This is a genomic window from Cohnella algarum, assembly GCF_016937515.1.
GTDB lineage: Bacteria > Bacillota > Bacilli > Paenibacillales > Paenibacillaceae > Cohnella > Cohnella algarum.
Genome location: NZ_JAFHKM010000002.1, coordinates 3428807 through 3450971, shown reverse-complemented (window position 1 = coordinate 3450971; position 22165 = coordinate 3428807). Strand labels below are relative to the sequence as shown.

Sequence of the window (22165 nt, the reverse complement as noted above, 5' to 3'; positions counted from 1 at the left end):
CGGCTTTATGCGCATGGCAGGTTGAGATGAGTCATCACGACTCAACTGGATCGGCAGTGTGCATGCGAAAGCGGCGAGATGAGTCATTTTTACTCAAATACGTCCGGCTTTATTCGCATGGCGGGGTAAAATGAGTCATCACGACTCAACTGGATCGGCAGCGGTGGCGCGAAGGCGGCGAGATGAGTCATTTTTACTCGAGGCGGGATGAGATGGGCGGCCACGACTCAACCGGATCCACCGGAGGGCCGCCGTCATGAGCGAAACACCGCGCACTGGGAGCTGCGTGAAAAGCCGACTTCCGGAGCGGATGGGGAGACTTCGTCCGAGAAACGTTCCCGCTGCCCGGCCAGAGCCTGCGCTCCGCGAGCTTCATGCGAACCTTATCTTACTCGTTAAAACCAGGATCGATAAAAAAATACCGCCGGCATTTCGGCGGTATTCGTTCATTCCATTTACACCGTATAATCGTCAAACGCAATCGTCTCGCCGTTAACGGCCGCCTGCGATAGACCTCCGGCGCCGACCGTCAGCTCCAGAAGGTCCCGTCCCCGGTCGCCGCGGTAGCTCGCCTTCATGCCGTCGGCCGTTGCTTCGAAAACCGGAGGCTGTCCGGACATCTTCTCCGCGAAAGCTTCCAGCCCCTCCACACCGTCTTCGCCGGCTTCCGATTCGCTCACCGCTTCGACGACGACGCCGTTGCGCAAGCCTTCGCTTACGACCACGCAGCGGTCCTCCTGCTCCTCCAGCTTGTAGCCCCGATGGAGAAAAACCGCCAGGTAGACGCCTTCGACCCGCCCGAACAAAGCCTGCGGACGCTGCAGCCATTCGCCTTTCGGCAAGATGCCGATGACCCGGTCGTCGGCGCCTTCCGGAATCGGGTAAAGCGAAATAATCGTGTTGCGATGAAACAGCACTTCGCCGATTCCGCTTTGCCCGCGTCCGCTGCCGGCCGCGGCAGACGGATCGAGGTGGAAGAAGTAGGCCTGGTTGACGCTGTCGCTTCCCGTGAGCGGAAAGGTGACGTCCCAGCGGTGCTGCTCATTGGCGAATTCCTCGACCCGCTCCCAAATGCCTCCGGCGGCGAAACGCTCCGTTATGTAAACATAACGGTGTACCGTTTGCCGGTCGGGGCTTCCCGCGTTCAGCACCGAAATCCGCTTTTCGACAACGGGCTCGCGGCGACCGACCGCCGTTTCCCGCACTTCGGGCGCAGCTTCATAAAAGAGGAAACCCGCATACTCGGTGCGCGGCAATTTTTCCGGGAGGGGAAAATCGCCGAACTGGACGTAATCGAACAAAACGTTCGCATCGCGGGGCACATCGTGCGCACGGGCCCGGGAATGCGGTCCGACCCACGTCCCCTTCAAATAATAGCGGGCCCGCTCCTCCCACAAGTAATCGAGCATTTCGGACAGGTCCCAGTTGATGTCGGCATCTTCCACAAGCTCCCACGCTGCGGTAAACGCCTGCACCCAGTGCCAGAACCACGGAAGTCCGCCGTACTCGCTCATGCCGTTTTCCCGCAGATGGTCAAGCGTATCCAGCAGGCTGCGATGGCCGTCCGCAAGCAGTTCCTCATCCTTGAACATGTCGCCGAAAATGAGCTTGGCCGCCGTATATTTCGCGTCGTGGTGGCTGAAGCGGTTTTCCTTCGCGTAAAACCGGCTGCGGTAAACGTGCTTCAGCGCTTCCTCGAACGCCGTCTGCAGCGGCTTGCTCAGCAAATGCTTGTAATGCCGGCAGAACACCGCCATCAGACTGCCCATCAGCTCGATCGGGAGCGGGTCCAAAGGAGCCTTCTGCGGAACGGGATCGAGCCGCAGGGGCCAATGGCCGTACATGTCGCTGTTCGGGTCCTGATTTTGCAGCCGGATGACCGCGAGCAGCACCTGGGACGCCTTCGCGGCCGCCATTTCCTTGTCGAACGGAAGCTGCATCGCCGGATCGACAGCCGCAGCGAACAAATACGAAGCATAGTAGAAGTTGTCTCTAATATCGTGATGGAACCACAGCCCGCCACCCAAGGTCGGATGCTTCTGCGCTTTGCATGCAATGGTGTAAATCAGCTTTTTTTGCCGTGTCTGATAAGAGCTCATCTGCCATCGCCGTCGCTTTCCAAAGTGTTCGATTTCGGTTATTCCCGTTTTCCTTTTACCATCATAATTCACATGGAGGGCGAGCGCAAAGGGAACTGTTGTAGATTACCCTCATTTTCTCGCTTTTCGAGGAATTTAGCCGTTGTTTTTTTTGTCAAAATCGGCTATCTTTAAGGTGTCATGAAAATTATTTTCTTTTTATTTTCGTTTATTGTGTAAAAATTTTTCCCGAACGAGGTGTATCGCCTTGAGCATCCGCCATGCGATCCGGGACCGGATGGATGCGCTGCATCCGAAGGAACGCGAATTGGCCTCCTATCTGCTGGACCATGCGCAGGAAGCCGTCCGCATGACGATTTCGGAGCTCGCGCGCGAATCCGGAAGCAGCACCGCGACGGTTTCCCGCTTTTGCCGGTCGCTACATTTCAGCAGCTTTTCCGACTTCAAGCTAAAGCTCGGAGCGGAATTGGCCCAACAGACGGCAGCGTCGCAATACCAAGACATCGTTGCCGGCAATCCGCTGGAGCAGATCGTGAAGGCGATCACGGACAATCACTTGCGGTCGCTGACCGACACGACGCGGCTGCTCGATCGCGGCCAGCTGCAAACGGCGATCGAGGCGCTTCATGCTGCCTCCCGCATCGACCTTTACGGCGTCGCGACATCCGGCATCGTCGCGCACGATTTTCACCATAAGCTCATTCAAATCGGCAAGGTCGCCTCCGTGTTTTCCGATCCGCATATGATGCTGACTTCCGCCGATTCATTGACCGAGCGGGACGTTGCGGTCGCCATTTCGTATTCGGGCGAAACGCCGGAAACGATCCGGGCCCTGCGCTGCGCGACCGAACGGGGCGCAATCGGCATCGCGATCACGCAGTTCGGCACGAACACGCTCGCTTCCGCCGCATCGGTCAAGCTGTTCACTTCCTCGTCGGAAGCCGGAATGCGGCGGGGCGACATGGCTTCGCGCATGGCGCAGCTGCACGTCATCGACATTGTGTTTACGGGACTCGTCAGCGAGCATTTCGGCGATTACGTTCCCCGCCTGGAAAGCTCGTACCGGACGGTCCAACAATACACGAGCCAAAAGGAGATTTAACCTTCCATGAACATTTTGACGTTCGATTCCAACGAAAAACTGAACGAAGCGGGCGCGAACATTATCGCCGGACTCGTTCAAACGCAGCCGAAGGCGGTTCTGGGACTGGCGACCGGCGGCACGCCGGTCGGCATTTACGAACGGCTCGTCAGCGATTTCAAGCGCGGGCTGTTCAGCTTCAGCCAGGCGACTTCGTTCAATCTTGACGAATACGTCGGCCTCGACAAGAAACACCCGCAAAGCTACTACGCCTATATGCATGAGCACTTATTCCATCATATCGATTTGCCCGCCGAACGGGCCCACATTCCGAACGGCAACGCGCCGGACCCTCAAGCCGAATGCGAGCGCTACGACCGGCTGATCGCCGACGCGGGACAAATCGACCTGCAGCTGCTCGGCATCGGGCACAACGGCCATATCGGGTTCAACGAGCCCGCGCACGCGTTGATTCGCGGCACGCACGTCGTGGATTTGGCCGAGGAAACGTTGAAAGCGAACGCGAGGTTTTTCGACAGCGTCGACGAAGTGCCGAAGCAGGCGATCACGATGGGCGTCGGCACGATTCTCAAAGCGAAAACGATTTTGCTTGTCGTGCGCGGAGCGGATAAGGCCGACATCGTCCACCGCGCCCTTACGGGTCCGATAACGACGGATTGCCCGGCATCCCTGCTGCAAACGCACCCTCACCTTGTCGTCCTGCTGGACAAAGAAGCCGCGGGGAAACTTTCATGACGGGAGCTGAATCTGAAATGGAGAAGATCAAGACGGATACGCTCATGGAAGGAGGACGCGTCGTCACGCCGGAAGGGACTCTCGAATGCGGCTGGATCTGGCTGCGCGACGGCGTCATTGCCGGCATCGGCGGGTCTTCGGACCCCGTGCCGTCCGAAGCCGGCTCCGCCGAGAGAATCGACGGACGCGGCGGCTGGGTGTTGCCGGGCTTCGTCGACGTGCATGTGCACGGCGGAGCGGGCTACGACTTCATGTTCGCCGAACGGGAAGGTCTCGATGCGATCGCGAAATTCCACGCCCGGCACGGCACGACGGGGCTGCTCGCCACTTCGCTCACGTCGCCCCGCGATCAGTTGACCGCCGTTCTCGACCGGGCGAGCCGCTATATGGCCGGACCGATGCCGTACGCGCAAGTGCTCGGCGTTCATTTCGAAGGTCCGTTCGTCAGCGTGAAATGGAAAGGCGCCCAGAACGCAGACTACATTTTGCCGCCTCAAAAAGAATGGCTCGAAGATTGGACGCGCGCCTATCCGGGCATCATCAAAATGCAGACGCTCGCGCCGGAAGCCAAAGGCGCGCTCGAATATATCGATCTTCTTGTGGCAAACGGCATCGTCCCGTCCGCGGGCCATACCGATGCGACCTACGCGCAGATGACGGCCGCGGCGGAACGGGGACTGCGCCATGCGGTTCACACCTTTAACGGCATGCGCCCGTTTCATCACCGGGAGCCGGGCACCGCCGGCGCGATCATGGCGGACGACCGGATCGCCGCCGAAGTGATCGCCGACGGACATCACGTTCACCCGGCCGGCATCCGCGTGCTGGTCAAGGCCAAAGGCGTCGACAACGTCGTGCTCATCACCGACGCGATGGAAGCCGCCGGCATGCCGGACGGGCAATACACGCTCGGCGAATTGCCCGTCACGATGAAGGACGGCGTCGCGCGATTGGCCGAGGGAAATTTGGCCGGAAGCACGCTCACGATGATCGATGCGTTCCGCCTGATGGTTCGCGAGGTTGGCGTAACCGTCGAGGAAGCGAGCCGCATGGCCAGCCGCAATCCGGCCCGGCAGCTGGGGCTGGACAAAACCCATGGGTCGCTTGCGCCCGGCAAGCGCGCGGACGTGCTGCTGCTCGACGACGCCCTTCGCCTGAAAGGGGTCTGGATCGGCGGGACCCGTTTGGCGGAAACGGAATAATCGGCCGATTCGGGCCGTACCCGCAAATAGCAACCGCTCAGCCAAAATAACGGCCTCTCGAGGCCGTTATTCGCGTGCAAGGGTTCGACATGCTTTTTAATGCAGCGGGGCTTGCGATCGTTCGGCCGTGTCTTCGGAGGGAGCGAAAAACGGCGCCGTCTCTTCGAAAAAGCGGTTTTGCCGCGTCGGAGCGACGTAGCCGAGCTCAATCCCGGTCGCTTTCGCCACGAAAGGATCGATCGCGCACAAGTCGGACTTGGAAATATCCGCGAGCGACGTTTTGCCGAGGGAAACGGCGACCTGCTCCATTTCCATCGCGCACGCGTTCAAATAGCGGGCCAGATTGGCCGCCGCTTGGTCGATATTCAGCTCGCTCGTCAATTTCCCGGAATAGACGACCAGGCTTGTCGGCGGCTCGAACGGAACGGTTTCGACCATTTGCTCGCTCGCCAGCGCCATGAGCGCCGCGGTTCCGATGTAGACGGCGTCGGCGCCCAGCGCGATCGCTTTCAGCATTTGCCCCGGGGTAATCAGGCCCCCCGTCGCGATCAGTTGGACGTCCGAGGCGGCTCCCTTTTCGGCCAGAAACGCCGCCGCCCGCGCCACCGCAAACAACGTCGGAAGCCCGACGTCGTCCTGCAGCGACGGCGCGCCGCCGTGCGTTCCGCCTTCCGCGCCGTCGACCGTCACGAAGTCTACCCCTGCCTCGACGGCTACTTGCAGTTCTTTTTCCAAATGATGCGTGGCGGCGATTTTCAATCCGACCGGCACGCCGGTTTCGTCCCGGAGCCTTCGAACCAATCGGATAAAATCGTCCTGCGTATCGACTCCGGGAAGCCGGGAATGGATGACGGCGTCTTCGCCTTCGGCAAGGCCGAACACTTCCCGAAAATCGTTCCCGATATTTTTGGCCGACGTCCGCTGCGAAGTCGACCCCTGCGCGCCCTGGCCCAACTGGATTTCGATCGCGTTCAGCCGCATATAGGCTTCGGGCGAATTCATCCAGCCGCCGCGGTTGTATTGACCGATCAGCAGCCGGGCCGCGTTTCTTTCCTCCTCCATCAAGCCCGCTTCCCCGGTGTTGGTTGCCGTTCCCGCAGCGGTTGCCGCCTTGGCCAGGGCGATTTTCGCGCTTTTGCTCAATGCCCCGCCGAACGACATGGCCGCGATCATCACCGGCATCGAAAGCGTCAGCGGCTTCCTCGCGCGGCGGCCGATCGTGACGGCCGTTTGGATGCGAACGTTCTCCGGCGTCGGAAAGCGGAAAAGATGCACGGGGTTGAACAGAAGCTTCTCCCATGGGGAAAAATGCAGCGGAGAGCCGAGCGGGCGGGAAATCGGCGTCCCCTGATTCGCCCGCATGGCGATTTCCGCCAGGTTGGTCAGCCCTACCTTCCTCGTGGCCGGCACCATTTCGAATAAATTTTCGGTATACTGGTCCCGGACGATGCGCAGGATCGCCTTGTCTACCGTTTCGTTAAGCGCGGAGCGGATCCAGCCTTCAATGAGTCTCCGCATGCCGCTTGCTCTCCTTCGGGTCGCCGCCATCGAGGGATTGCCGAAGCCCGTCGATTTTTTGCGCCATCGACAAGCACATATGCTTGATCGTTCCGAGCTGCCGCGACGCTTGCTGCTCTTCCACCGCGATATCCGCCAGTCCCCGATGATCGAACCCGTTCAATTTGGTGAAATGATCGTGCTCGATCGTGGACAGCGTGCCCGCCATCGTTTCGATTCGGTTCAGTTCGGAATGAAGGTAGGACAATGTGTTTTTCAGCTCTTGCATTTGCTCCATCACGCAGCACCTTCTCTTTGATTATTCGAGGTTCGGCCGGTCCCGTCCCGATGAAACGGGCCTTCCGGCATTTCCCGTTGTGCACGCCTCAGCTTTTGCACATTGGCTTTCCTTTATTCAGACCGCCCGGCAAGGATACGATAAAAAGCCTCCCGCTTCCTCTGAAGGAAGCGAAGAGGCTCTTGCCGAACGTCGTTTGGACGAACTGTCGGTCGAACCGGATTGCGGTTTAGTTCGCTTCGGCGATCAACTGGACATGACCAGCTGTCGCTTGTAGAAATCCCCGTCCCATACGAACTCCCAGAAATGGTCCGCTTCGGTGAACTTGACGGACAGCACTTCGAGGGCGGGCTCCACCCACTCCTTTTTCCGGATCGTTCCCTCGGCTGCCGACGGCATCGTTGTCATTTTCTCCACCTCCTTTCTTCCGCGTCCTTATGTTAAGGCAGCTGGTTGATCGTGCCGGCGTTGAAGTCGGCAAACCAAATGCGTTCGACGTTCCCCGCCTTGTCGATGCTTCTCCACTCGAGCGTCTCCGTCGTCTCCGGGTAAACGGTGAAGGAACCGCCGTACGCCTTCCAGGCGCCTCCGTTAATCCGGTATTCCGTTTTTGCCCCGGCCTCATTGACGGAAAGAGTTACGTTCAACGCTGTGATATAGCGGCCGTCATTGGAGCGAATCTCCTTCAATTCATAGGAGGTTACCGGTGGAATCACGTCGCGGGATGCCGACAGATCAACCTCCCGGGTCTGTCCTGCGGTAACGGCGAACGGCTCGGAGACGACTTCGGCCGCTTCGATCCGGTAACGCCCCGGCTCCAGCTTCGCGAACCGGTAAGATCCGTCCGCTCCCGTCTCCGTCCTGGCCGAAGGAGACGTGCCGCCCTCCTTGAATAGCCGGACCTCGGACGCCCCGAGAGGCTGGCCGTCTTTATCCGTGATCGTTCCCTCGACCGCTCCCGCGATCGGGATGACGGTTAACGGAGGAAGAGTCGTCGTTTGTCCCGCCGAAATTTGCAGCGAGGCGAAATCCGATGCGTATTTGTAAAGGGAATCCTCGTATGCGGCTTTGATCCGGTAATCGCCGGGCGTCCTTTTGGCGTGAAGGAACTTTCCGTCCTGGTCCGTAAACGCCCGCGCTATCGCGTCGGCTCCTTTATACAGCGTAACCTCTACATTCGAAACCGGCGCGCCGTCCAGTTTGACGACCGTTCCCGCCGCCGCGCCGTCGATGACGCGAATGACGATATCCCCCGCCTGAACGGTCTGGCCGGTTTCGATCCGGAACGGCCCGGAGAGATCCGACGCATACGAATACGTTGCGTCGGAATAGATCGCCTTGAGCTGATATTGCCCCGGCTCGACCGCATTCAGGTTGAATTTCCCGGATGCGTCGGTCAATGCCGAACTGCTGGAGTAGGTGCTTCCCGTTTTATACAAGGAGACCGACGCGTCCTTAACCGGTTGTCCGGAAGCGTTCTTGACCGTTCCGGTTACGGCTCCGCGGATGACGCGCAGCGTCAGACGCTCTGCCGGCGCGCTGTCGCCGCGGTTGACGACAAAGTGCGCGCTGTCGCTCGATTCGTAAGAATAGGTTCCGTCGGAATAAACGGCTTTCACCCGATATTCGCCGACGTCGATTTGCCGGAACTGGTATTGACCCAACCCGTCCGAATCGGTGCTGTTGATGCGATAACCGTTATCTCCGGCGTAAAGATAGATCTTCGCATCTTTGACAGGCTTCCCTTCTTCGTCTACGACCTCGCCGATAATAGCCCCGTTCGTCGGCGACAGGCTCAAGTCCTTCACGAGAGTCGCCTGGCCGTTCGCGATCGTGTACAGCTCCGACGAGAGCTCCGATTCGTAAGTGTAATTGGAATCGTAGTATCTGGCTTTGACCCGATACGTACCGGCGTCCACGCGAGAAATCGCAAAATTGCCGAGACTGTTGGTCGTACTGTACGCGGTGTGGCTCGTAGCTCCGTCCTTGTACAAGTAAACCGTCGCGCCCTCGACGGGGTTTCCGTCCCGGTCGCGAACAGTGCCGACGGCCGCGCCCTTGACCGGCGAAGCGGTAAGATGGATCGTCGTCGTCTCCCCGGGGACAACCGCCCGTTTCGGACTGAACTCCGATTTAAAGGTATACAGCGCGGTGTTGTACGCCGCCTGGACCCGATAGTCGCCAGGCTCCCGATTCCAAAACAAATAGTTGCCCGCCGCCCCCGTTGCCGTATTCCCCGAATCGCCGGTCCGGTCTCCCTGGTACAGGTAAACGGTGGCGGCTTCGACCGGCGCTCCCGTATCGTCCGTCACTTTGCCCGCGATCTGGCCGTTTGTGGGAGCCATTTTCAGATCGACGACTTCCAGTCCCGAGCTGACGGCGACGATGTCCGAAAACTCCGATAGCATCGTGTAATTCCCGTTGTTGTACCTTGCTTGAACCCTGTACTCCCCGGGCTCCAGCGTCCGGAAGCTGTAGTTTCCGCTGTAATCCGTCGACGTGGAATTGATGTGGCCGGTACCGGAAGCCCGGTATAAATAAACCGTGGCATTGTAGATCAAATTTCCGTCGGCGTCCGTTACGGTTCCTTTAAACCCGGTTAATTTCGTTGCGCTTGCGTAGTCCGCAAGTCGAAGCGAGTTCGCCGCTACTTCGCCCGCGCGGACATCGAATACGGGCGATTCCGCCGTATAAGTAACGGTTGCCGGACGGAAATTCACGACCATCCGGTAGGGGCCGGGCGCCAGCTTGGTGAAAAACACGTTGCCGTTGACGTTGGTGTACCCGGAGGCGGCGCTGACGCTGGTGCTGCCTTTGTACAAATAGACGAGCGCGTTCGCCACGGGATTGCCGTCGGCGTCCGTTACGTTGGCGCTGGCGGCCCCTGCCCGGTTTTCAGGTTCAAGCTCCCGGACGCCGCCAAATTTCCCGGCGTCACTTCGAAGGACTCCGAAAGCTCCGACTCATAATTGTAAAAAAACGTCGAATAGGTCGCTTTTGCTTGATAAGTGCCGGGGGCGACGTTTTTCAGCATGGCATCCCCGGCGTTGTCCGTTCGCACGTTTGCGGCGCTGACGGACGATCCGTCCCTGTAAAGATTGACGGTCGCGCTATTGATCGGTTCGCCGTTCGGCCCGGCGACGGCCGCGGCGACCGCTCCCTTGGTCGGTACCGCCGTCAATTCGCCCGCTTGCGCCGTTGTTCCGGCGGATACCGCAACGGGGCTGCTGAACTCGGATTCGAAAGTGTACGGGCCTATGCCGATAGAAACCTTCGTCCGGTACTCCCCTGCGGCCACTTTGGGAAAGAGAAACATTCCCCTGCTGTCCGCTTCGACCGTGACGCTCGAACTTGTCGAAGAGCCCTTGTACAGATACATTTTGGCGCCGGGCAACGGATTCCCGTTCCCGTCCTTGACGCTGCCCGAAAGGGCGCCGTCCACGGCATCGATCGTCAAATCGTAAACCGTCGTTTCCCCGGCGGCCACCTGGGCGTATGCCGAATAACCGCTGTCGTACGTATATGTTTCATAGTTGCGTTTGGCCTGTACGCGATAATTGCCCGGCTCGACGTTGTTCAGCCAAAAATTGCCCCTTGCGTTCGTGCTTGTCGTAGATGGATTGTTGCTGCCTTCCTTGTAAACATAAACGGTGGCGTTTTGCGCCGGAAGGCCGTTCTTCTCATAGACGGTCCCGGCCACGACCCCCTTGGCGGCCGTTTCGGCCTCGGCGAACATCGGCGGAAGCGCGCCTGCAGCCAAGAGTAACGCGACAACGACCAGCATGATTTTTCGACTGCTGCGGGATAATCCCATAACCAAAACCAATTCCTCCTCCTCGATACAATCCGACTCAAAATGAACATATGATACGAAATGTATCTTAGCAAAACAGGCATCGCTTTTTCTGTAATCGAAATTACAAAATGCAAAAAAAATAGCGGCTGCTATACGCGCCGCTAAATTCCTCTATAGGAGCATTATTCCAATCCGATCCAATCCGGCTCGGCCGCTTCCTTCCACCGCTCCCGAATGGAACGGTACGTCTCTTCCGGCAGCGGGCCTTCGTCCAGCAACGCCGAATTCGTCCGCCAGCGCTTGGGGTTTTTCGTGCCGACGATCGCCGTATGCACGCCCGGAACGGCCAGCGCGAACCTTAACGCCGTACCGACCGACCGCTCGTCCTTGGACCTGAGCGCTTCGTAATCCAGCTTTTGCAGCCGCTGCCAATAATCCTGATGATAGGCATTGTCCGGCTTTGCATCGTAGCGCCAAGCGAAATTGGCGATCGGACGCTTGACGATGACGCCCATCCCCCGCGCTGCGGCTTCGGGAAGCGTCAGCTCGATCGCTTCCTGATCGGCGACGTTCACGGACGTCATCAGCGAATCGAACGCGCCCGTCCGCACGGCGTACAGCGCATCCGTATGATCGCCGCTGTACCCGATATACCTCGTTTTTCCTTTTTCCTTGGCCCGCTGCAGTACCTCGATCGCCTCTCCGCGCCGAAGCGTTTCCTCGCTGCAAGTGTGAAGGTGGATGACGTCGACGTAATCCGTCCGCAAACGCCGAAGACTGCGATCGATGCTAAGTTCGAGCAGCTTCGGATCCCAGTTCGGCAGATCGAATCCGCTGGCATGTCCGCATTTGGTGAACAGAAAATAGTCGTCTCGGCGACTCGCGACCGTTTGGCCGATCAGCTCCTCGCTATTGGCATAGCATTCCGCGGTATCGATCACGTTGAGCCCCGAATCGAGAGCATCGTTCAGCAGCTTTTCAACCTGAGCCGGCGTTGCGCCTTCGAATCCGATTTCCGCCCCGCCGAAGCCGAGCACGCTGACCTGCATATCCGTTTTTCCGTACGCTCGCTTTTCCATTTTGCGGATCCCTCCTTGATTGGCATACGCTTACATTATAGCAAACGGCCGCTCCGCTTTCCCGTTTGCCCGAGAGGAACAGATCCCTTTCGGAAAAAGCAATGAAGGCCGTCCCCGAGCGGCCGCCATGGCCGTTTCCGGACAGCCTCCGATCGTCCGATCAGAACGAACCGGCTTCGGACTGGTTCATTTTGTTGCGGGCGAGCTTCAAATAGCCGTACACGTTCTGAAGCTCGCTGTTTTCGACGAAGCGGAGCCGGATCGATTCCGCCGCTTCCACTATGTATGGCTTCAATGCCGCCGCCCCGCCGCCGAGCACGTAAAAGCACTGGATATCGGGGTATTTCTTCCACCGCTTGCGAATGAGATCGACGATCTTCTGGGCGGCGCGCCGGAAATACGTGTCGACGATCGGCCGAATGTCCGCTTGCCCTTCCCCGACCCGTTGAATCGCATACTGATGATTGCGGATTCGCTGGACCAGCTTCGTGCGGCTCGGGAACCGGTACCCGTACTCGTCTTCAACATCGCGGATGATCGCGTCGAGGTACGACGCCAGTCCCAATTGCTCCCCTGTGCTGAACTGATTGTCGATGCTCATCCGCTTCACGACCGGAAAATCGGTCGTCAGCGCCCCCATTTCGCAAATGCCGATGCAGCCGTAGTACAGCTCTTCGTCCTTGACCTGCAAATTGTCGTTCGTCGCCATGTTGAACAAGGCCGCCGCTCCTTCGACCGATATAATCGCGCGCCGGATGTTCAAGCGAATCGTCCGTCCTTTCAGCTTGGGCGTGGACAGAAACGCGACTTCATGCTCCCCGACAAGCCTTTCTTCGAATGCCTTATGGAATTTGGCGTACGTACGCACCGGAAGCCCGGTGCCGATGATATACTCCGCTTCTTCCGTCGTCTGGCCGGGCGTCGGCGTTATCGCGCCGGAAATCGCGCTGGAATAGGCCAACGCGGTAAGCGCCACGATCAGCGCCTGGTCGCTCGTCGCCTTGTTGTCCGTTTCTTCCAGTTCGTTGTTGTCCTGATCCTCCGAAGCGAGCAGGCCGACGAAGTAGCGGGCGCTCTTTCTTTTCAGCTTCGGGCTGTAAACCATCACATCCATCGCTTTAAGCGGAGCGTCTTCTTCCTGAAGCACATGACGCTCATATCCGGGCGAAACGACGTTGGGGATGATGACCGGTTCGCTCAATCCGTTCACAACCAATTTCACGCTGTCGTTGCCGATATCGATCCCCGCCATTCTGATCATGCGCATTCCTCCTAAACCTAATCCACAAGGCCTAATTTTTCGGTATTTTTTCTAATTATATAACAATTAATGACACCTAGTATCCTACGAAATACTCGTTTTTAAGAATAATTTGGCAACCAAAAAGGATTTTTGTCCCAAATTGTCGAAGGAAAGAGAAAAGGAAAATTCGGATTGATCGGAAATCGGGAGGAAAGAAGAAGGATATGAAGTGGAGCAGGAAGTCCTATACCGTGGTCCTTATTCCGGATGCGAACCGGGCGGTTCGCCGTTTTAACGTGTCCGCAGCCATCCTTTTTTCGCTGTCGCTGCTGTTCGTCCTGGCCGTGGCCGTAGCCGCTTTATCCTCCTATTTATTTTTGAAAAACGCGCGCCAGGTCGACGACCTGAAACAATCCCTTTCCGCGGCCAGCCAGCAGTACGAAGCGATCATTTCGAATAAAGACAACAGCATCGAAAGCCTGCAAACCCAGGTAGCCGGACTGTCCGAGCAAGCCGATTCGATCCGGAAGGGCCTGAACGAAGTCAAGCAGCTGGAATCCCAGGTCAAGCAGATGGTCGGCATCTCGTCCGGCGATAACGCGGTGGAAGCGATCGACGGCATGCCGGCCGACGGAGGCGTCGGCGGCGAAGAAATCGAGCTCACGGATCAAAACATGAACGAGCTCGTATCCGATACGTGGGCGGACTACGGCATGATCGGAAAGCAAATCGAAGAGCTCAAAACGCAGCTCCAATCGACCAAGCAAGCGGTTCTCGAAGAGCAGGAGGCGCTGCGCGCCGTTCCGACGCTGTGGCCGACGGACAGCCGGCGCCTTACGTCCTTGTTCGGCGTGCGAACCGACCCGTTTTCCAAAAAAGCGAGATTCCATGCCGGCATCGATATCGGCGGCCAAGTCGGCGATCCGATTTACGCGGCCGCGGACGGCACGGTCACGCTCTCGGAAGAAAGCTCGGCCGAAGGTCTCAACATCGCGATTGACCATACGAACGGCATTCAAACCCGGTACATGCATTTGAGCGAGCTCATCGCCCGAAAGGGAGATAAAGTCGAAAAGGGCGAGGTCATCGGATTGCTAGGCAACACCGGCCGCAGCACCGGTCCCCATTTGCATTTCGAAGTGATCGCGAACGGCGAACATGCCGATCCGCTGTCTTATTTGAAAACCACCTTGAAAGGAAAGTGACGAATGTTCGGCAAAAAGGCTAAAATCGATCCCGGAACGACCGACACGCTGATCGGCGAAGGGAGCACCTTCGAAGGCAAGATCAAATCTCAGGCCAGCGTCCGGCTCGAGGGCGAGATCACCGGCGATATCGAATGCGAGGGCGACGTGATCGTCGGCGAGAACGGCATCGCGAAATCCAACGTTTCCGCCCGCAACATCGTGCTCGCCGGCAAAGTGCACGGAAACGTGAACGCCAAAGGAAATTTGACGATCAAGGCGAGCGGCCGGCTGTACGGCAACCTGACGGCCGTCGAACTGGCCATCGAGCCCGGCGGCGTGTTTCATGGCGAGAGCAAAATGGAAAGCAAGGACGCCGACGCGATGCCGCCCGAGCCTGCAAAGTCCATCCAGGAGCCGGAAACCGTACCCAGGGAAACCGGCGAAAACGTGCTTAAAGCCTGGTAGTTCGCGCTTTGCCCGGATCTTAACCGAATCAGAGCCCGGCATCGGTTCGTTCGCGGCCGATTCCGGGTTTTTTTTGAATTTTGAAAGTGCAACCATATTCGATTCGAATCGTCTAATCAAATGAAATTTTTATTTCCGGAGGATTACGATGAAACTCAAATTTCCGAAAACCAAACTTCGCCGAACGATGCTCGGCGTCGGCGTCTTTTTATGCATCGTCGTGATCGGTGTCGCCGCTTATGCGGGATACCTGGTGTACAAAACGGATTCGGCCCTGAATCAAATCGCCGCGCCGAACGATCCGTCGCCTTCGGCTTCCGCTCCGGCGGCATCGGAAGAACCCGAGCCGGAAGCGGAGGAGTCGCCCCGGGCGATTACGTTTCTGCTCGCGGGAGTCGATTCCCGGTCGGGCAGCGGCGGGACGCTCAACACGGACGTGCTGATGCTCGCAAGTCTGAACCCGCAAACCCATACCGCCAAAATCGTTTCCCTGCCCCGCGATATGCATCTGAAACCGAAGACGCTGGAGGACCACAAGGCGAACTACTATTACGCTTATTTTTACAATAAAGACAAAGAGACGGCGATCGCCAATACGAAAAACTTTTACAGCGAGCTGTTCCAGCTGCCGATCGATTACATGGCCGTCATCAACTTCGAAGGACTGAGCCAACTAGTCGATGCGCTCGGCGGGCTCACGATCGATGTCGATATGGACATGAAATACCGGGATAACGCGGACGGAACGAATATCGATCTGAAAAAGGGCGTGCAGGAGCTAAGCGGCAAGGAAGTGCTCGACTTCGTGCGCTACCGCAAATCGAACGGCGGCACCGGGCAGTCCTCCGATATTGAGCGCAACGGCCGCCAGCAGCAGGTCATTTCCCAGATCGTCGGCAAGCTTGCCTCCTTCAAAGGCGTGGCGCAGTGGGACGACGTTATCGACATTGTCGGCGACAACGTGCGCAGCGACATTCCGAAGTCCGAGCTTCGCGACTGGATTTTGAATTTCGGCAGCATGAAGCCGGACGTCATCCAATCGATTCCGCTCGAAACGCGCTGGGAAAGTCCGTATATTCTCGTGGACGAAGACGATTTGAACGAAGCGATAACCTCGCTCCGGTCGGAAGCCGGACTCCCGCCCGCGATCGATTTGAAGCTGGCCGACGTCGTCAGCGTCGATCCATCCTCGGACTCCGTGCAGTGACTCGAACCAATCGGCCCTCCCGCCCACCATCCCCGGCAAAAGCGACCGCCAGCTCCATCGACAGCAGCAAGCATGCGTATGCGGGGCGAGATGAGTAATTACGACTCAACTGGAGCGTTAACGTGCGTGCGGAGACGGCGAGATGAGTAAATTTTACTCAAGTGCGTGCGGCTGTTGGCGCTTGGCGGGTCGAGATGAGTAGTCACGACTCAACTGGAGCGTTAACGTGCGTGCGGAGACGGCGAGATGAGTAAATTTTACTCAGGTGCGTGCGGCTGCTGGCGCTTGGCGGGTCGAGATGAGTAGTCACGACTCAACTGGAGCGTTAACGTGCGTGCGGAGACGGCGAGATGAGTAAATTTTTATACGAAAATGAAGTGCCGTAAGAAGGCAAAAAAAAGACCCACTACCCCGAAATCTCAACCCTAATTTTTTTAAAATTTAGGTTGTTCCAGTAGGTTTCAAATCGACATTATATCCAAGCTGGTGCAACTGTTTCGTTAAACGTTCCACCATCTTGGAGGTCGACTCCTGAAATACGGTGGATTCAATTTCCTGGTAATTTACCCGGTCTCGAAGCATCGCATAGGCGATTCGCAAAATCAGATGGGCTGTGGCGACAGCTGCTTTTTGGTCACCTCGGCGCTTTCTTACCCTCCTGAAATAGTCGCCAATTCGGTTGCTGCTTCTAGCGTTTGCCCATGCCGCTTGGCATAAGATCCCTTTTGCATGTTTGTTCCCTTTACGGGCTTTAACTTTTTTTTTACGCCTGCACTTTCGTTGTTCCCAGGGGCTACACCGACCCAAGAGGCCAGCTTGGCATCTGACGAGAAATGCTTAGCCGCATTAGGCGTAATTTCAGCCAGCAGCGTGATTGCCGCTGTGCGATCCATGCCGGGAATCGTATCTAGCAATTTCACCTCTTCTTCGTATGGTTGGATCAGCGCTTGAACTTTCTCTTCTAACCGCCCAATTTGATCCTCGAGAAACTTCAGGTGCTCCAGGTGGTACTTGATCATTTCGCGATGATGTTTCAGCAGTTTACCATTCAGTGCGTCCATGAGTGGTTTGACTTTCTTCTTCAACTGGGATTTGACGAGCTGGCGAACTTCCGCCTCCTCCAATACCTCGCCGTCGACAAGTCGGTCTAATAAAGCCCGGCCGGAGACGCCAAACAAATCGGACATAAAGGTGGTGAGCTTGATGTTGGCATCCTGCAAGATTTTGTGAACACGGTTCTTCTCGGAGGTCGTTTGCTGCACCAGTTTGCGACGATACCGCGTCAAGTCCCGAAGCTCACGGATTTCTTGTGGTGCGACCATGCTGGGTTGTACCAACCCGCAGCGGTGCAACTGGGCGATCCACTGTGCGTCTTGAACGTCGGTTTTACGTCCCGGCATCTTTTGAATCTGCCGTGCATTGGCGAGAGTCAATTCACAGGTGGACTCCAGGACGTTCCATATTGGCTTCCACAGCACACCGGTGCTCTCCATCGCTACCTCTCGGCACTCGCGCTCCTCGAGCCAATCCTGCAACTCCAGCAATTCGCGGGTAGTGGTACCGAACGTGCGGATTTCGGACTTGGGTTTGTGTTCCAACGAACCCGACAAGACGCATGCAACTACGGTTTCCTGATGGACATCCAGACCAGCACAAATTTGACGTACAGCATCCATACCAACACCCTCTTGTTTCAGATTAAACAGACCATGCAGTCCTAAAGGAGAGAGTTTATACGCGTCTTTAGGGACAATGGGCGGCTCTCGCAAACTGCAATAAGACGGATTACTCAACGGGGGACCAATAAATTTCCGTCTTTTGATCTGTTCATTATCTGTTTGTCCAGAATGTAAGAAGGATAAAAGGATGCGTACGACCACATTTTCATCTATGGCGGTGACGGTAACGTCATAGGGGATTACTCAGGTGCGTGCGGCTGCTGGCGCTTGGCGGGGCGAGATGAGTAATTACGACTCAACTGGAGCGTTAACGTGCGTGCGGAGACGGCGAGATGAGTGAATTTTACTCAAGTGCGTGCGGCTGAAGGCGCTTGGCGGGGCGAGATGAGTAATTACGACTCAACTGGAGCGTTAACGTGCGTGCGGAGACGGCGAGATGAGTGAATTTTACTCAAGTGCGTGCGGCTGAAGGCGCTTGGCGGGGCGAGAAGCGGTGAACGGAGGGCAGAGCCAACATTTCCTCTGAAAAAACGCCGGAAGGACGGCCTCGGTCTTTCCGGCGTTTTTAGCGTTAAGCGCGGGCGGCAATCGACGACGACGGCGCAAGCCGATTGTCGAACGGCTAGCCGTCCGCGCCCGCGGGCGAACCGTTCGCGCGACCCTCGCCCGACCCGTTCGGCTCGCCCATCACGGCGCAAACGAGCCAGTGCACGCCCGGATCGAGGTCTGCCAGAAGCGTCGGAATGACCGTGCGCGGATGCAGCACGTTCGTGTTCGCTTGCGGGAACACGAGCTCCGCCCGCCCGTAGCCGCGCAGCCCGCGTATGCCGCTCGCGCCGAAGGAGCAGCGGGCAAACGCCGACAGCTCCGGCGTTGCCGCCGCTGCGGCCGACGAAGCGGCCGCCCCCCTCACTGCCGCTGAGACGGTCGAATTCGCCGCAACGGACGAGGCGGATGAGACAATCGAGGCTAGCGAAGCCGCTGAAACCGGCGAGGCGGGCAAGGCAATCGATAGCGGCAAAGCTATGGCAACCGGCGGAGCTATCGGGCCGGAAGCAGTCGAGGTCGCCGAAGCTGACGAGGCGGGCGCGCACGGCGCTTCGCGGCTTTTCGCCGCCTGCAAATCCGCCGCGAACGGCCCGCCCTCGATTTTCGCCGCCCGCAGATCCGCCGCGCACGGCGCCCCCTCGCTTCTCTCCGTGCGCAAATCCGCCGCGGCTGGCAGCGCGAAGCCCCCTTCGGCCGCGGTCAACGGCCGCGCCGTCCGCACGCGGTGAACCCGGACATGCCAAGGCAGCCCGGGAAAGAGCCACGTGCGCACCTCGACGTCGCTCCACGGCTTCCACCGGCTGTACGGCACGTTGCCTGACAGCCGGGTCTCTTCGCTGAGACGGCGAACCCGGAACAGGTTGTCCCGCTCGCTCAGCGCCAGCGTCGAGTCGAACGCGCCCTGGGCAAGCCCCCATTCGCCTCGCGGGACGCTGAACCCGAACGCGGTCGAGTACGCGAACTTTTCATATTTGGCCGCGGCGTGCGTATGCTCGTTCGTGCCGCCGTGGCCGCAGTTGAAGGCGACGACGTGGTCCGTCTCCCGCCGGCGGCATACGACGAGATGCGGAGCCCGCTGAACCGAACGGCTCGGCAAATCGGGAAGCGGCTCCTCGTCGGCAAGCCAGAACGGGTGGTCGTCCGCCAGCGCCAGCGGCAGGAACGCCTTGAGCGCCCAATACGGCGAGCACGGCGAGTTGTAGTTTTCCGCCATGACCAGGTTCGGGTACGCGTAGCCGACGGCCAGCGTTCCGTCGGCATTGAACGCCGGCTGGCAAAGCCACCGCCTGAGGTTGCGCAGGACGATGCCCTTGACGACGCCCGGGGCATAAACGCCGACGTCCGCGTAAGCGAGCGCGCCCCAAAACGCCGACTGCGCGAACCGGTACGTCAGGCTCCGCCCGTAGGGCAGCGCGGACCCGTCTTCCGCGAACCAGCAAACGAAATCGCGGGCGAACGCCGCCGCCCGTTCCTTGAACCGGCCGCACCGCGCCGGATCGTCTTCCGCCATCAGCTTCGCGTACAGCAGCCCGAAAAAATGCATCGCGAACGGCGCGTAATAGTCGCTGTGCCCGCCCGGGCCGTCGGCGTACCAGCCGCCGCCCAGCGCGAACGCTTCGATGCGGTCAAGGTCCCGCTGCATCCCGTCCGCGTCGTAAGGCAGGCCGACCCTGCGAAAGCCCAACCCGCGAGAACGCGGAAAAACAGCCAATTGCAATCGTGCAGCGAGCGTTCGCCGATCTGCCCAAGCCATTCGGCGAGCCTTCGCTTCTCTTCCGCCGCGAGCGGCGTCCACAGCTTCTCCGGCGCCAGCGCCAGCGCGTAGCCGAACGCGGCCATTTCGACGAGCCGCTGGTCGTAGTCGCCCGCTTTCCCCCAATACTCCGGATGGCCGGGATCGGATCCGTTCGCCATCCCCCGCAGCACGACCGGGAGGAGCGGATCCTCCCCGCCTCCCGCCAGCAGCGGCACGAGCCCCCACAGCGCGCGGGAAAACCCCTCCAGTTCCGCCACGCCGGCGGGATAACCGGCCCCGTGCGCGCCTTCGCCGAGATGGACGCGGGCGCCCCCCTCGCTGTAATGCGGCCTCAGCGGCGCCAGCAATTCGCGCAGCGCAAGGCGCATATCCTCCCGCGTCCGCAGCGGATTGCGGGCCGGCCCGTTCGAGAACGCCACGTCGATCCCTCCTTGTTTCCGCCTACGAAATCGCCAAACGCCGCAACCGGACTCGCCCGGCCCGAGTCGAATCGTCCGATCAGCCTTTGATGCCGGACGTCGCGATCCCCTGGACGAAATATTTTTGCACCGCGAGAAAAACAATCAGCACCGGGATGATAGAAACGACGCTCGCGGCCATGATCAGGCCGTATTCGGCCGAATATTGCGAAATGAACATGCGGAGGCCGATCTGGATCGTTTTTAATTCGGTTTTGGTCAAATAGATCATCGGCCCGAGGAAATCGTTCCAGGTGGACACGAACGTAAAAATCGTCAGCGTCGACAGCGCCGGCTTCGACAGCGGCAGCATGATTTTCGCCCAAATGCCGTATTCGTTCATCCCGTCGATGCGCGCGGCCTCGCACAGTTCGTCCGGAATTCCCTGATAAAATTGCCGCATCAGAAACACGCCGAACGCCGAGAAAGCCTGCAGCAGGATGATGGACAGATGCGTGTTGTTCAGCCCCATCGACCGCATCAGGATGAATTGCGGCACCATGTAGGCCTGCCAAGGGATCGCGATGGTGGCGATGTAGCCGAGAAACAGCGCATGCTTGCCCCGGAATTTCAATTTCGAGAACGCGTACGCCGCGAAGCTGGAAGTAAGCAGCTGGAGGACGGTGACGATCACGGACAGCTTGGCCGTGTTGTAAATGAACGTCCCGAGCGGAATCCGGGTCCAGATGTCCTTGAAATTTTCCCAGCGCGGGCTATCGGGAATCCACTGAATCGGGAAGGAAAAGACGTCCTTGCTCAGCTTCAGCGAAGCGGACAGCATCCACGCGAACGGCACCAGCATGCACAACACGGTCAAAGCCAGCGAAATATAGACAAGCGCCATAAAGGCCGCGTTCCATCCTTTTTTCGAATCCGCCATGCCCGAAGCCTCCTATTGTCCGTACTTCTTCTCGCCATGGAATTGAACGAGCGTGATGCCGAGAACGATCAGGAACAGGACGATCGCCATGGCGCTGGAATAGCCGAAGTCCAGGGAGCGGAACGCCGTGTTGTAAATCTGGTACACCAGGATGCGGGTCGTGTCGTTGAGCTGGTTGTCGGCGCCGGCGAAAAGATTGATGAAAATGTCGTATACCTTGAACGAGTTGATGATCAGAATCATCAGCACGAAAAAAGTCGCGGGCGCGAGCTGCGGAATCGTCACGTTCCAAAACCGCTGCCACGCGTTCGCTCCGTCCAGGTGGGCGGCTTCGTGCAATTCGGGGTTGACCCCCTGCAGGCCGGCCAGGTAGATGACCATGTAGTAGCCCATGTTTTTCCATACGGTGAACAGGACGACGGTAAACATGGCCCAGTCTTTGTCCGCAGCCCAGCGGGGGAGCTCCTCGAACGGAATGCCGGTCAGCGCGTTCAACAGATTGTTCACCGGCCCCAGCGTCGGACTGAAAATAAAATTCCAGACCGCCGCCACCGCGACCAGCGAAGCGACGTACGGAAAGAAGAACACGGTTCGGAGAAAATTCCGCGCCGCGATTTTCCGGTTCAGGAGCACGGCCAGCGCCAGCGCGCACGCCATCGTCAGCGGGACGACGCCGATCGTGTACACGACGGTGTTCCACAGCGCTTTATGAAACGCGGCGTCATGGAGCAGCCGGTCGAAGTTGCGCAGCCCGACGAACGCCATCGGATTGGCTCCGTCCCATTCGACGAAGGCGAGCACGAACGCGAACGCCATCGGGACGAGGGTAAACACGGCGAATCCGATGAAGTTCGGCGCAATGAAGCTGTAGGCGACCAGATGATGGCGCACGCTTTTCGATAACCGCGGCTTATGATCCTTGGGCATGATTTC

General features: G+C 58.6%; 18 protein-coding genes and 1 pseudogene. 6 read left to right on the top strand and 13 right to left on the bottom strand.

Annotated features, from left to right (window positions below; genetic code table 11):
* Nucleotides 1-455 precede the first annotated feature (455 nt).
* On the bottom strand, nt 456-2099 hold the full coding sequence (locus JW799_RS15290; protein ID WP_205430556.1) for a hypothetical protein: 1644 nt from the start codon (nt 2097-2099) through the stop codon (nt 456-458).
* A gap of 247 nt (nt 2100-2346) precedes the next feature.
* Between JW799_RS15290 and JW799_RS15285 the strand changes: the two genes are divergently transcribed.
* The 3 genes from JW799_RS15285 to nagA are packed head-to-tail and all read left to right on the top strand — an operon-like array spanning nt 2347 to nt 5138.
* Complete coding sequence (locus JW799_RS15285; RefSeq protein ID WP_205430555.1) at nt 2347-3201, top strand: MurR/RpiR family transcriptional regulator; 855 nt, start codon at nt 2347-2349, stop codon at nt 3199-3201.
* 6 nt (nt 3202-3207) lie between these two features.
* The gene (gene nagB / locus JW799_RS15280; RefSeq protein WP_205430554.1) at nt 3208-3936 is read left to right on the top strand and encodes a glucosamine-6-phosphate deaminase; all 729 of its coding nucleotides are present in this window, start codon (nt 3208-3210) and stop codon (nt 3934-3936) included.
* A 17-nt stretch (nt 3937-3953) separates the two neighbouring features.
* Nucleotides 3954-5138, top strand: a complete 1185-nt coding sequence (nagA, locus tag JW799_RS15275; RefSeq protein WP_240353297.1) for an N-acetylglucosamine-6-phosphate deacetylase — start codon at nt 3954-3956, stop codon at nt 5136-5138.
* A 96-nt stretch (nt 5139-5234) separates the two neighbouring features.
* On the opposite strand, the gene JW799_RS15270 is transcribed toward nagA, so the two are convergent.
* From JW799_RS15270 to JW799_RS15240, 7 genes are all read right to left on the bottom strand, one after another.
* Nucleotides 5235-6656, bottom strand: coding sequence for an FMN-binding glutamate synthase family protein (locus tag JW799_RS15270; RefSeq protein WP_205430552.1), 1422 nt, complete (start codon nt 6654-6656; stop codon nt 5235-5237).
* Complete coding sequence (locus JW799_RS15265) at nt 6640-6933, bottom strand: hypothetical protein (protein ID WP_080834595.1); 294 nt, start codon at nt 6931-6933, stop codon at nt 6640-6642. The genes JW799_RS15270 and JW799_RS15265 overlap by 17 nt, the downstream gene beginning before the upstream one ends.
* 246 nt (nt 6934-7179) lie before the next feature.
* Entirely contained in the window at nt 7180-7341 is a 162-nt protein-coding gene (locus JW799_RS15260; protein WP_176220706.1) for a hypothetical protein, read from the bottom strand.
* Nucleotides 7342-7373: 32 nt separating this feature from the next.
* Nucleotides 7374-9776, bottom strand: coding sequence for a carboxypeptidase regulatory-like domain-containing protein (locus tag JW799_RS15255; RefSeq protein ID WP_205430551.1), 2403 nt, complete (start codon nt 9774-9776; stop codon nt 7374-7376).
* Between the two features lie 20 nt (nt 9777-9796).
* On the bottom strand, nt 9797-10747 hold the full coding sequence (locus tag JW799_RS15250) for a carboxypeptidase-like regulatory domain-containing protein (protein WP_240353682.1): 951 nt from the start codon (nt 10745-10747) through the stop codon (nt 9797-9799).
* A 164-nt stretch (nt 10748-10911) separates the two neighbouring features.
* The gene (locus JW799_RS15245) at nt 10912-11808 is read right to left on the bottom strand and encodes an aldo/keto reductase (protein ID WP_205430547.1); all 897 of its coding nucleotides are present in this window, start codon (nt 11806-11808) and stop codon (nt 10912-10914) included.
* Between the two features lie 160 nt (nt 11809-11968).
* Complete coding sequence (locus JW799_RS15240) at nt 11969-13069, bottom strand: ParM/StbA family protein (RefSeq protein WP_205430545.1); 1101 nt, start codon at nt 13067-13069, stop codon at nt 11969-11971.
* A 206-nt stretch (nt 13070-13275) separates the two neighbouring features.
* On the opposite strand from JW799_RS15240, the gene JW799_RS15235 reads away from it, so the two are divergent.
* The 3 genes from JW799_RS15235 (at nt 13276) to JW799_RS15225 (ending at nt 15910) form a co-directional block, all read left to right on the top strand.
* The gene (locus JW799_RS15235; RefSeq protein ID WP_205430543.1) at nt 13276-14256 is read left to right on the top strand and encodes a M23 family metallopeptidase; all 981 of its coding nucleotides are present in this window, start codon (nt 13276-13278) and stop codon (nt 14254-14256) included.
* 3 nt (nt 14257-14259) lie between these two features.
* Nucleotides 14260-14703 carry a bactofilin family protein gene (locus tag JW799_RS15230; protein WP_080834603.1) on the top strand — a complete coding sequence of 148 codons (444 nt, stop codon included), beginning with the start codon at nt 14260-14262 and terminating at the stop codon, nt 14701-14703.
* 148 nt (nt 14704-14851) lie between these two features.
* Nucleotides 14852-15910, top strand: coding sequence for an LCP family protein (locus JW799_RS15225; protein ID WP_205430541.1), 1059 nt, complete (start codon nt 14852-14854; stop codon nt 15908-15910).
* Nucleotides 15911-16560: 650 nt separating this feature from the next.
* Here the strand turns inward: JW799_RS15225 and JW799_RS15220 are convergent.
* The 5 genes and pseudogenes from JW799_RS15220 to JW799_RS15205 all read right to left on the bottom strand — a co-directional run bounded on the left by JW799_RS15220 (nt 16561) and on the right by JW799_RS15205 (nt 22159).
* The gene (locus JW799_RS15220) at nt 16561-17586 is read right to left on the bottom strand and encodes an IS110 family RNA-guided transposase (protein WP_205430539.1); all 1026 of its coding nucleotides are present in this window, start codon (nt 17584-17586) and stop codon (nt 16561-16563) included.
* A gap of 625 nt (nt 17587-18211) precedes the next feature.
* Complete coding sequence (locus tag JW799_RS29665; RefSeq protein WP_338026358.1) at nt 18212-18502, bottom strand: DUF2264 C-terminal domain-containing protein; 291 nt, start codon at nt 18500-18502, stop codon at nt 18212-18214.
* A gap of 213 nt (nt 18503-18715) precedes the next feature.
* A pseudogene (locus JW799_RS15215) lies at nt 18716-20262 on the bottom strand (DUF2264 domain-containing protein); the annotation flags it as partial.
* Between the two features lie 130 nt (nt 20263-20392).
* Nucleotides 20393-21232 carry a carbohydrate ABC transporter permease gene (locus JW799_RS15210; protein WP_080834608.1) on the bottom strand — a complete coding sequence of 280 codons (840 nt, stop codon included), beginning with the start codon at nt 21230-21232 and terminating at the stop codon, nt 20393-20395.
* A 12-nt stretch (nt 21233-21244) separates the two neighbouring features.
* Nucleotides 21245-22159 (bottom strand): carbohydrate ABC transporter permease, encoded by a 915-nt coding sequence (locus JW799_RS15205; protein WP_205430538.1) that lies wholly within the window; start codon nt 22157-22159, stop codon nt 21245-21247.
* Nucleotides 22160-22165 lie beyond the last annotated feature (6 nt).

What these genes read in the sequence shown, in the direction of transcription:
- JW799_RS15290 (WP_205430556.1), bottom strand. Translation starts at nt 2,099, where the DNA reads ATGAGCTCTTATCAGACACGGCAAAAAAAGCTGATTTACACCATTGCA.
- nagB (WP_205430554.1), top strand. Translation starts at nt 3,208, where the DNA reads ATGAACATTTTGACGTTCGATTCCAACGAAAAACTGAACGAAGCGGGC.
- nagA (WP_240353297.1), top strand. Translation starts at nt 3,954, where the DNA reads ATGGAGAAGATCAAGACGGATACGCTCATGGAAGGAGGACGCGTCGTC.
- JW799_RS15270 (WP_205430552.1), bottom strand. Translation starts at nt 6,656, where the DNA reads ATGCGGAGACTCATTGAAGGCTGGATCCGCTCCGCGCTTAACGAAACG.
- JW799_RS15265 (WP_080834595.1), bottom strand. Translation starts at nt 6,933, where the DNA reads ATGGAGCAAATGCAAGAGCTGAAAAACACATTGTCCTACCTTCATTCC.
- JW799_RS15260 (WP_176220706.1), bottom strand. Translation starts at nt 7,341, where the DNA reads ATGACAACGATGCCGTCGGCAGCCGAGGGAACGATCCGGAAAAAGGAG.
- JW799_RS15250 (WP_240353682.1), bottom strand. Translation starts at nt 10,747, where the DNA reads ATGGGATTATCCCGCAGCAGTCGAAAAATCATGCTGGTCGTTGTCGCG.
- JW799_RS15245 (WP_205430547.1), bottom strand. Translation starts at nt 11,808, where the DNA reads ATGGAAAAGCGAGCGTACGGAAAAACGGATATGCAGGTCAGCGTGCTC.
- JW799_RS15240 (WP_205430545.1), bottom strand. Translation starts at nt 13,069, where the DNA reads ATGATCAGAATGGCGGGGATCGATATCGGCAACGACAGCGTGAAATTG.
- JW799_RS15235 (WP_205430543.1), top strand. Translation starts at nt 13,276, where the DNA reads ATGAAGTGGAGCAGGAAGTCCTATACCGTGGTCCTTATTCCGGATGCG.
- JW799_RS15230 (WP_080834603.1), top strand. Translation starts at nt 14,260, where the DNA reads ATGTTCGGCAAAAAGGCTAAAATCGATCCCGGAACGACCGACACGCTG.
- JW799_RS15225 (WP_205430541.1), top strand. Translation starts at nt 14,852, where the DNA reads ATGAAACTCAAATTTCCGAAAACCAAACTTCGCCGAACGATGCTCGGC.
- JW799_RS15220 (WP_205430539.1), bottom strand. Translation starts at nt 17,586, where the DNA reads ATGGATGCTGTACGTCAAATTTGTGCTGGTCTGGATGTCCATCAGGAA.
- JW799_RS15210 (WP_080834608.1), bottom strand. Translation starts at nt 21,232, where the DNA reads ATGGCGGATTCGAAAAAAGGATGGAACGCGGCCTTTATGGCGCTTGTC.
- JW799_RS15205 (WP_205430538.1), bottom strand. Translation starts at nt 22,159, where the DNA reads ATGCCCAAGGATCATAAGCCGCGGTTATCGAAAAGCGTGCGCCATCAT.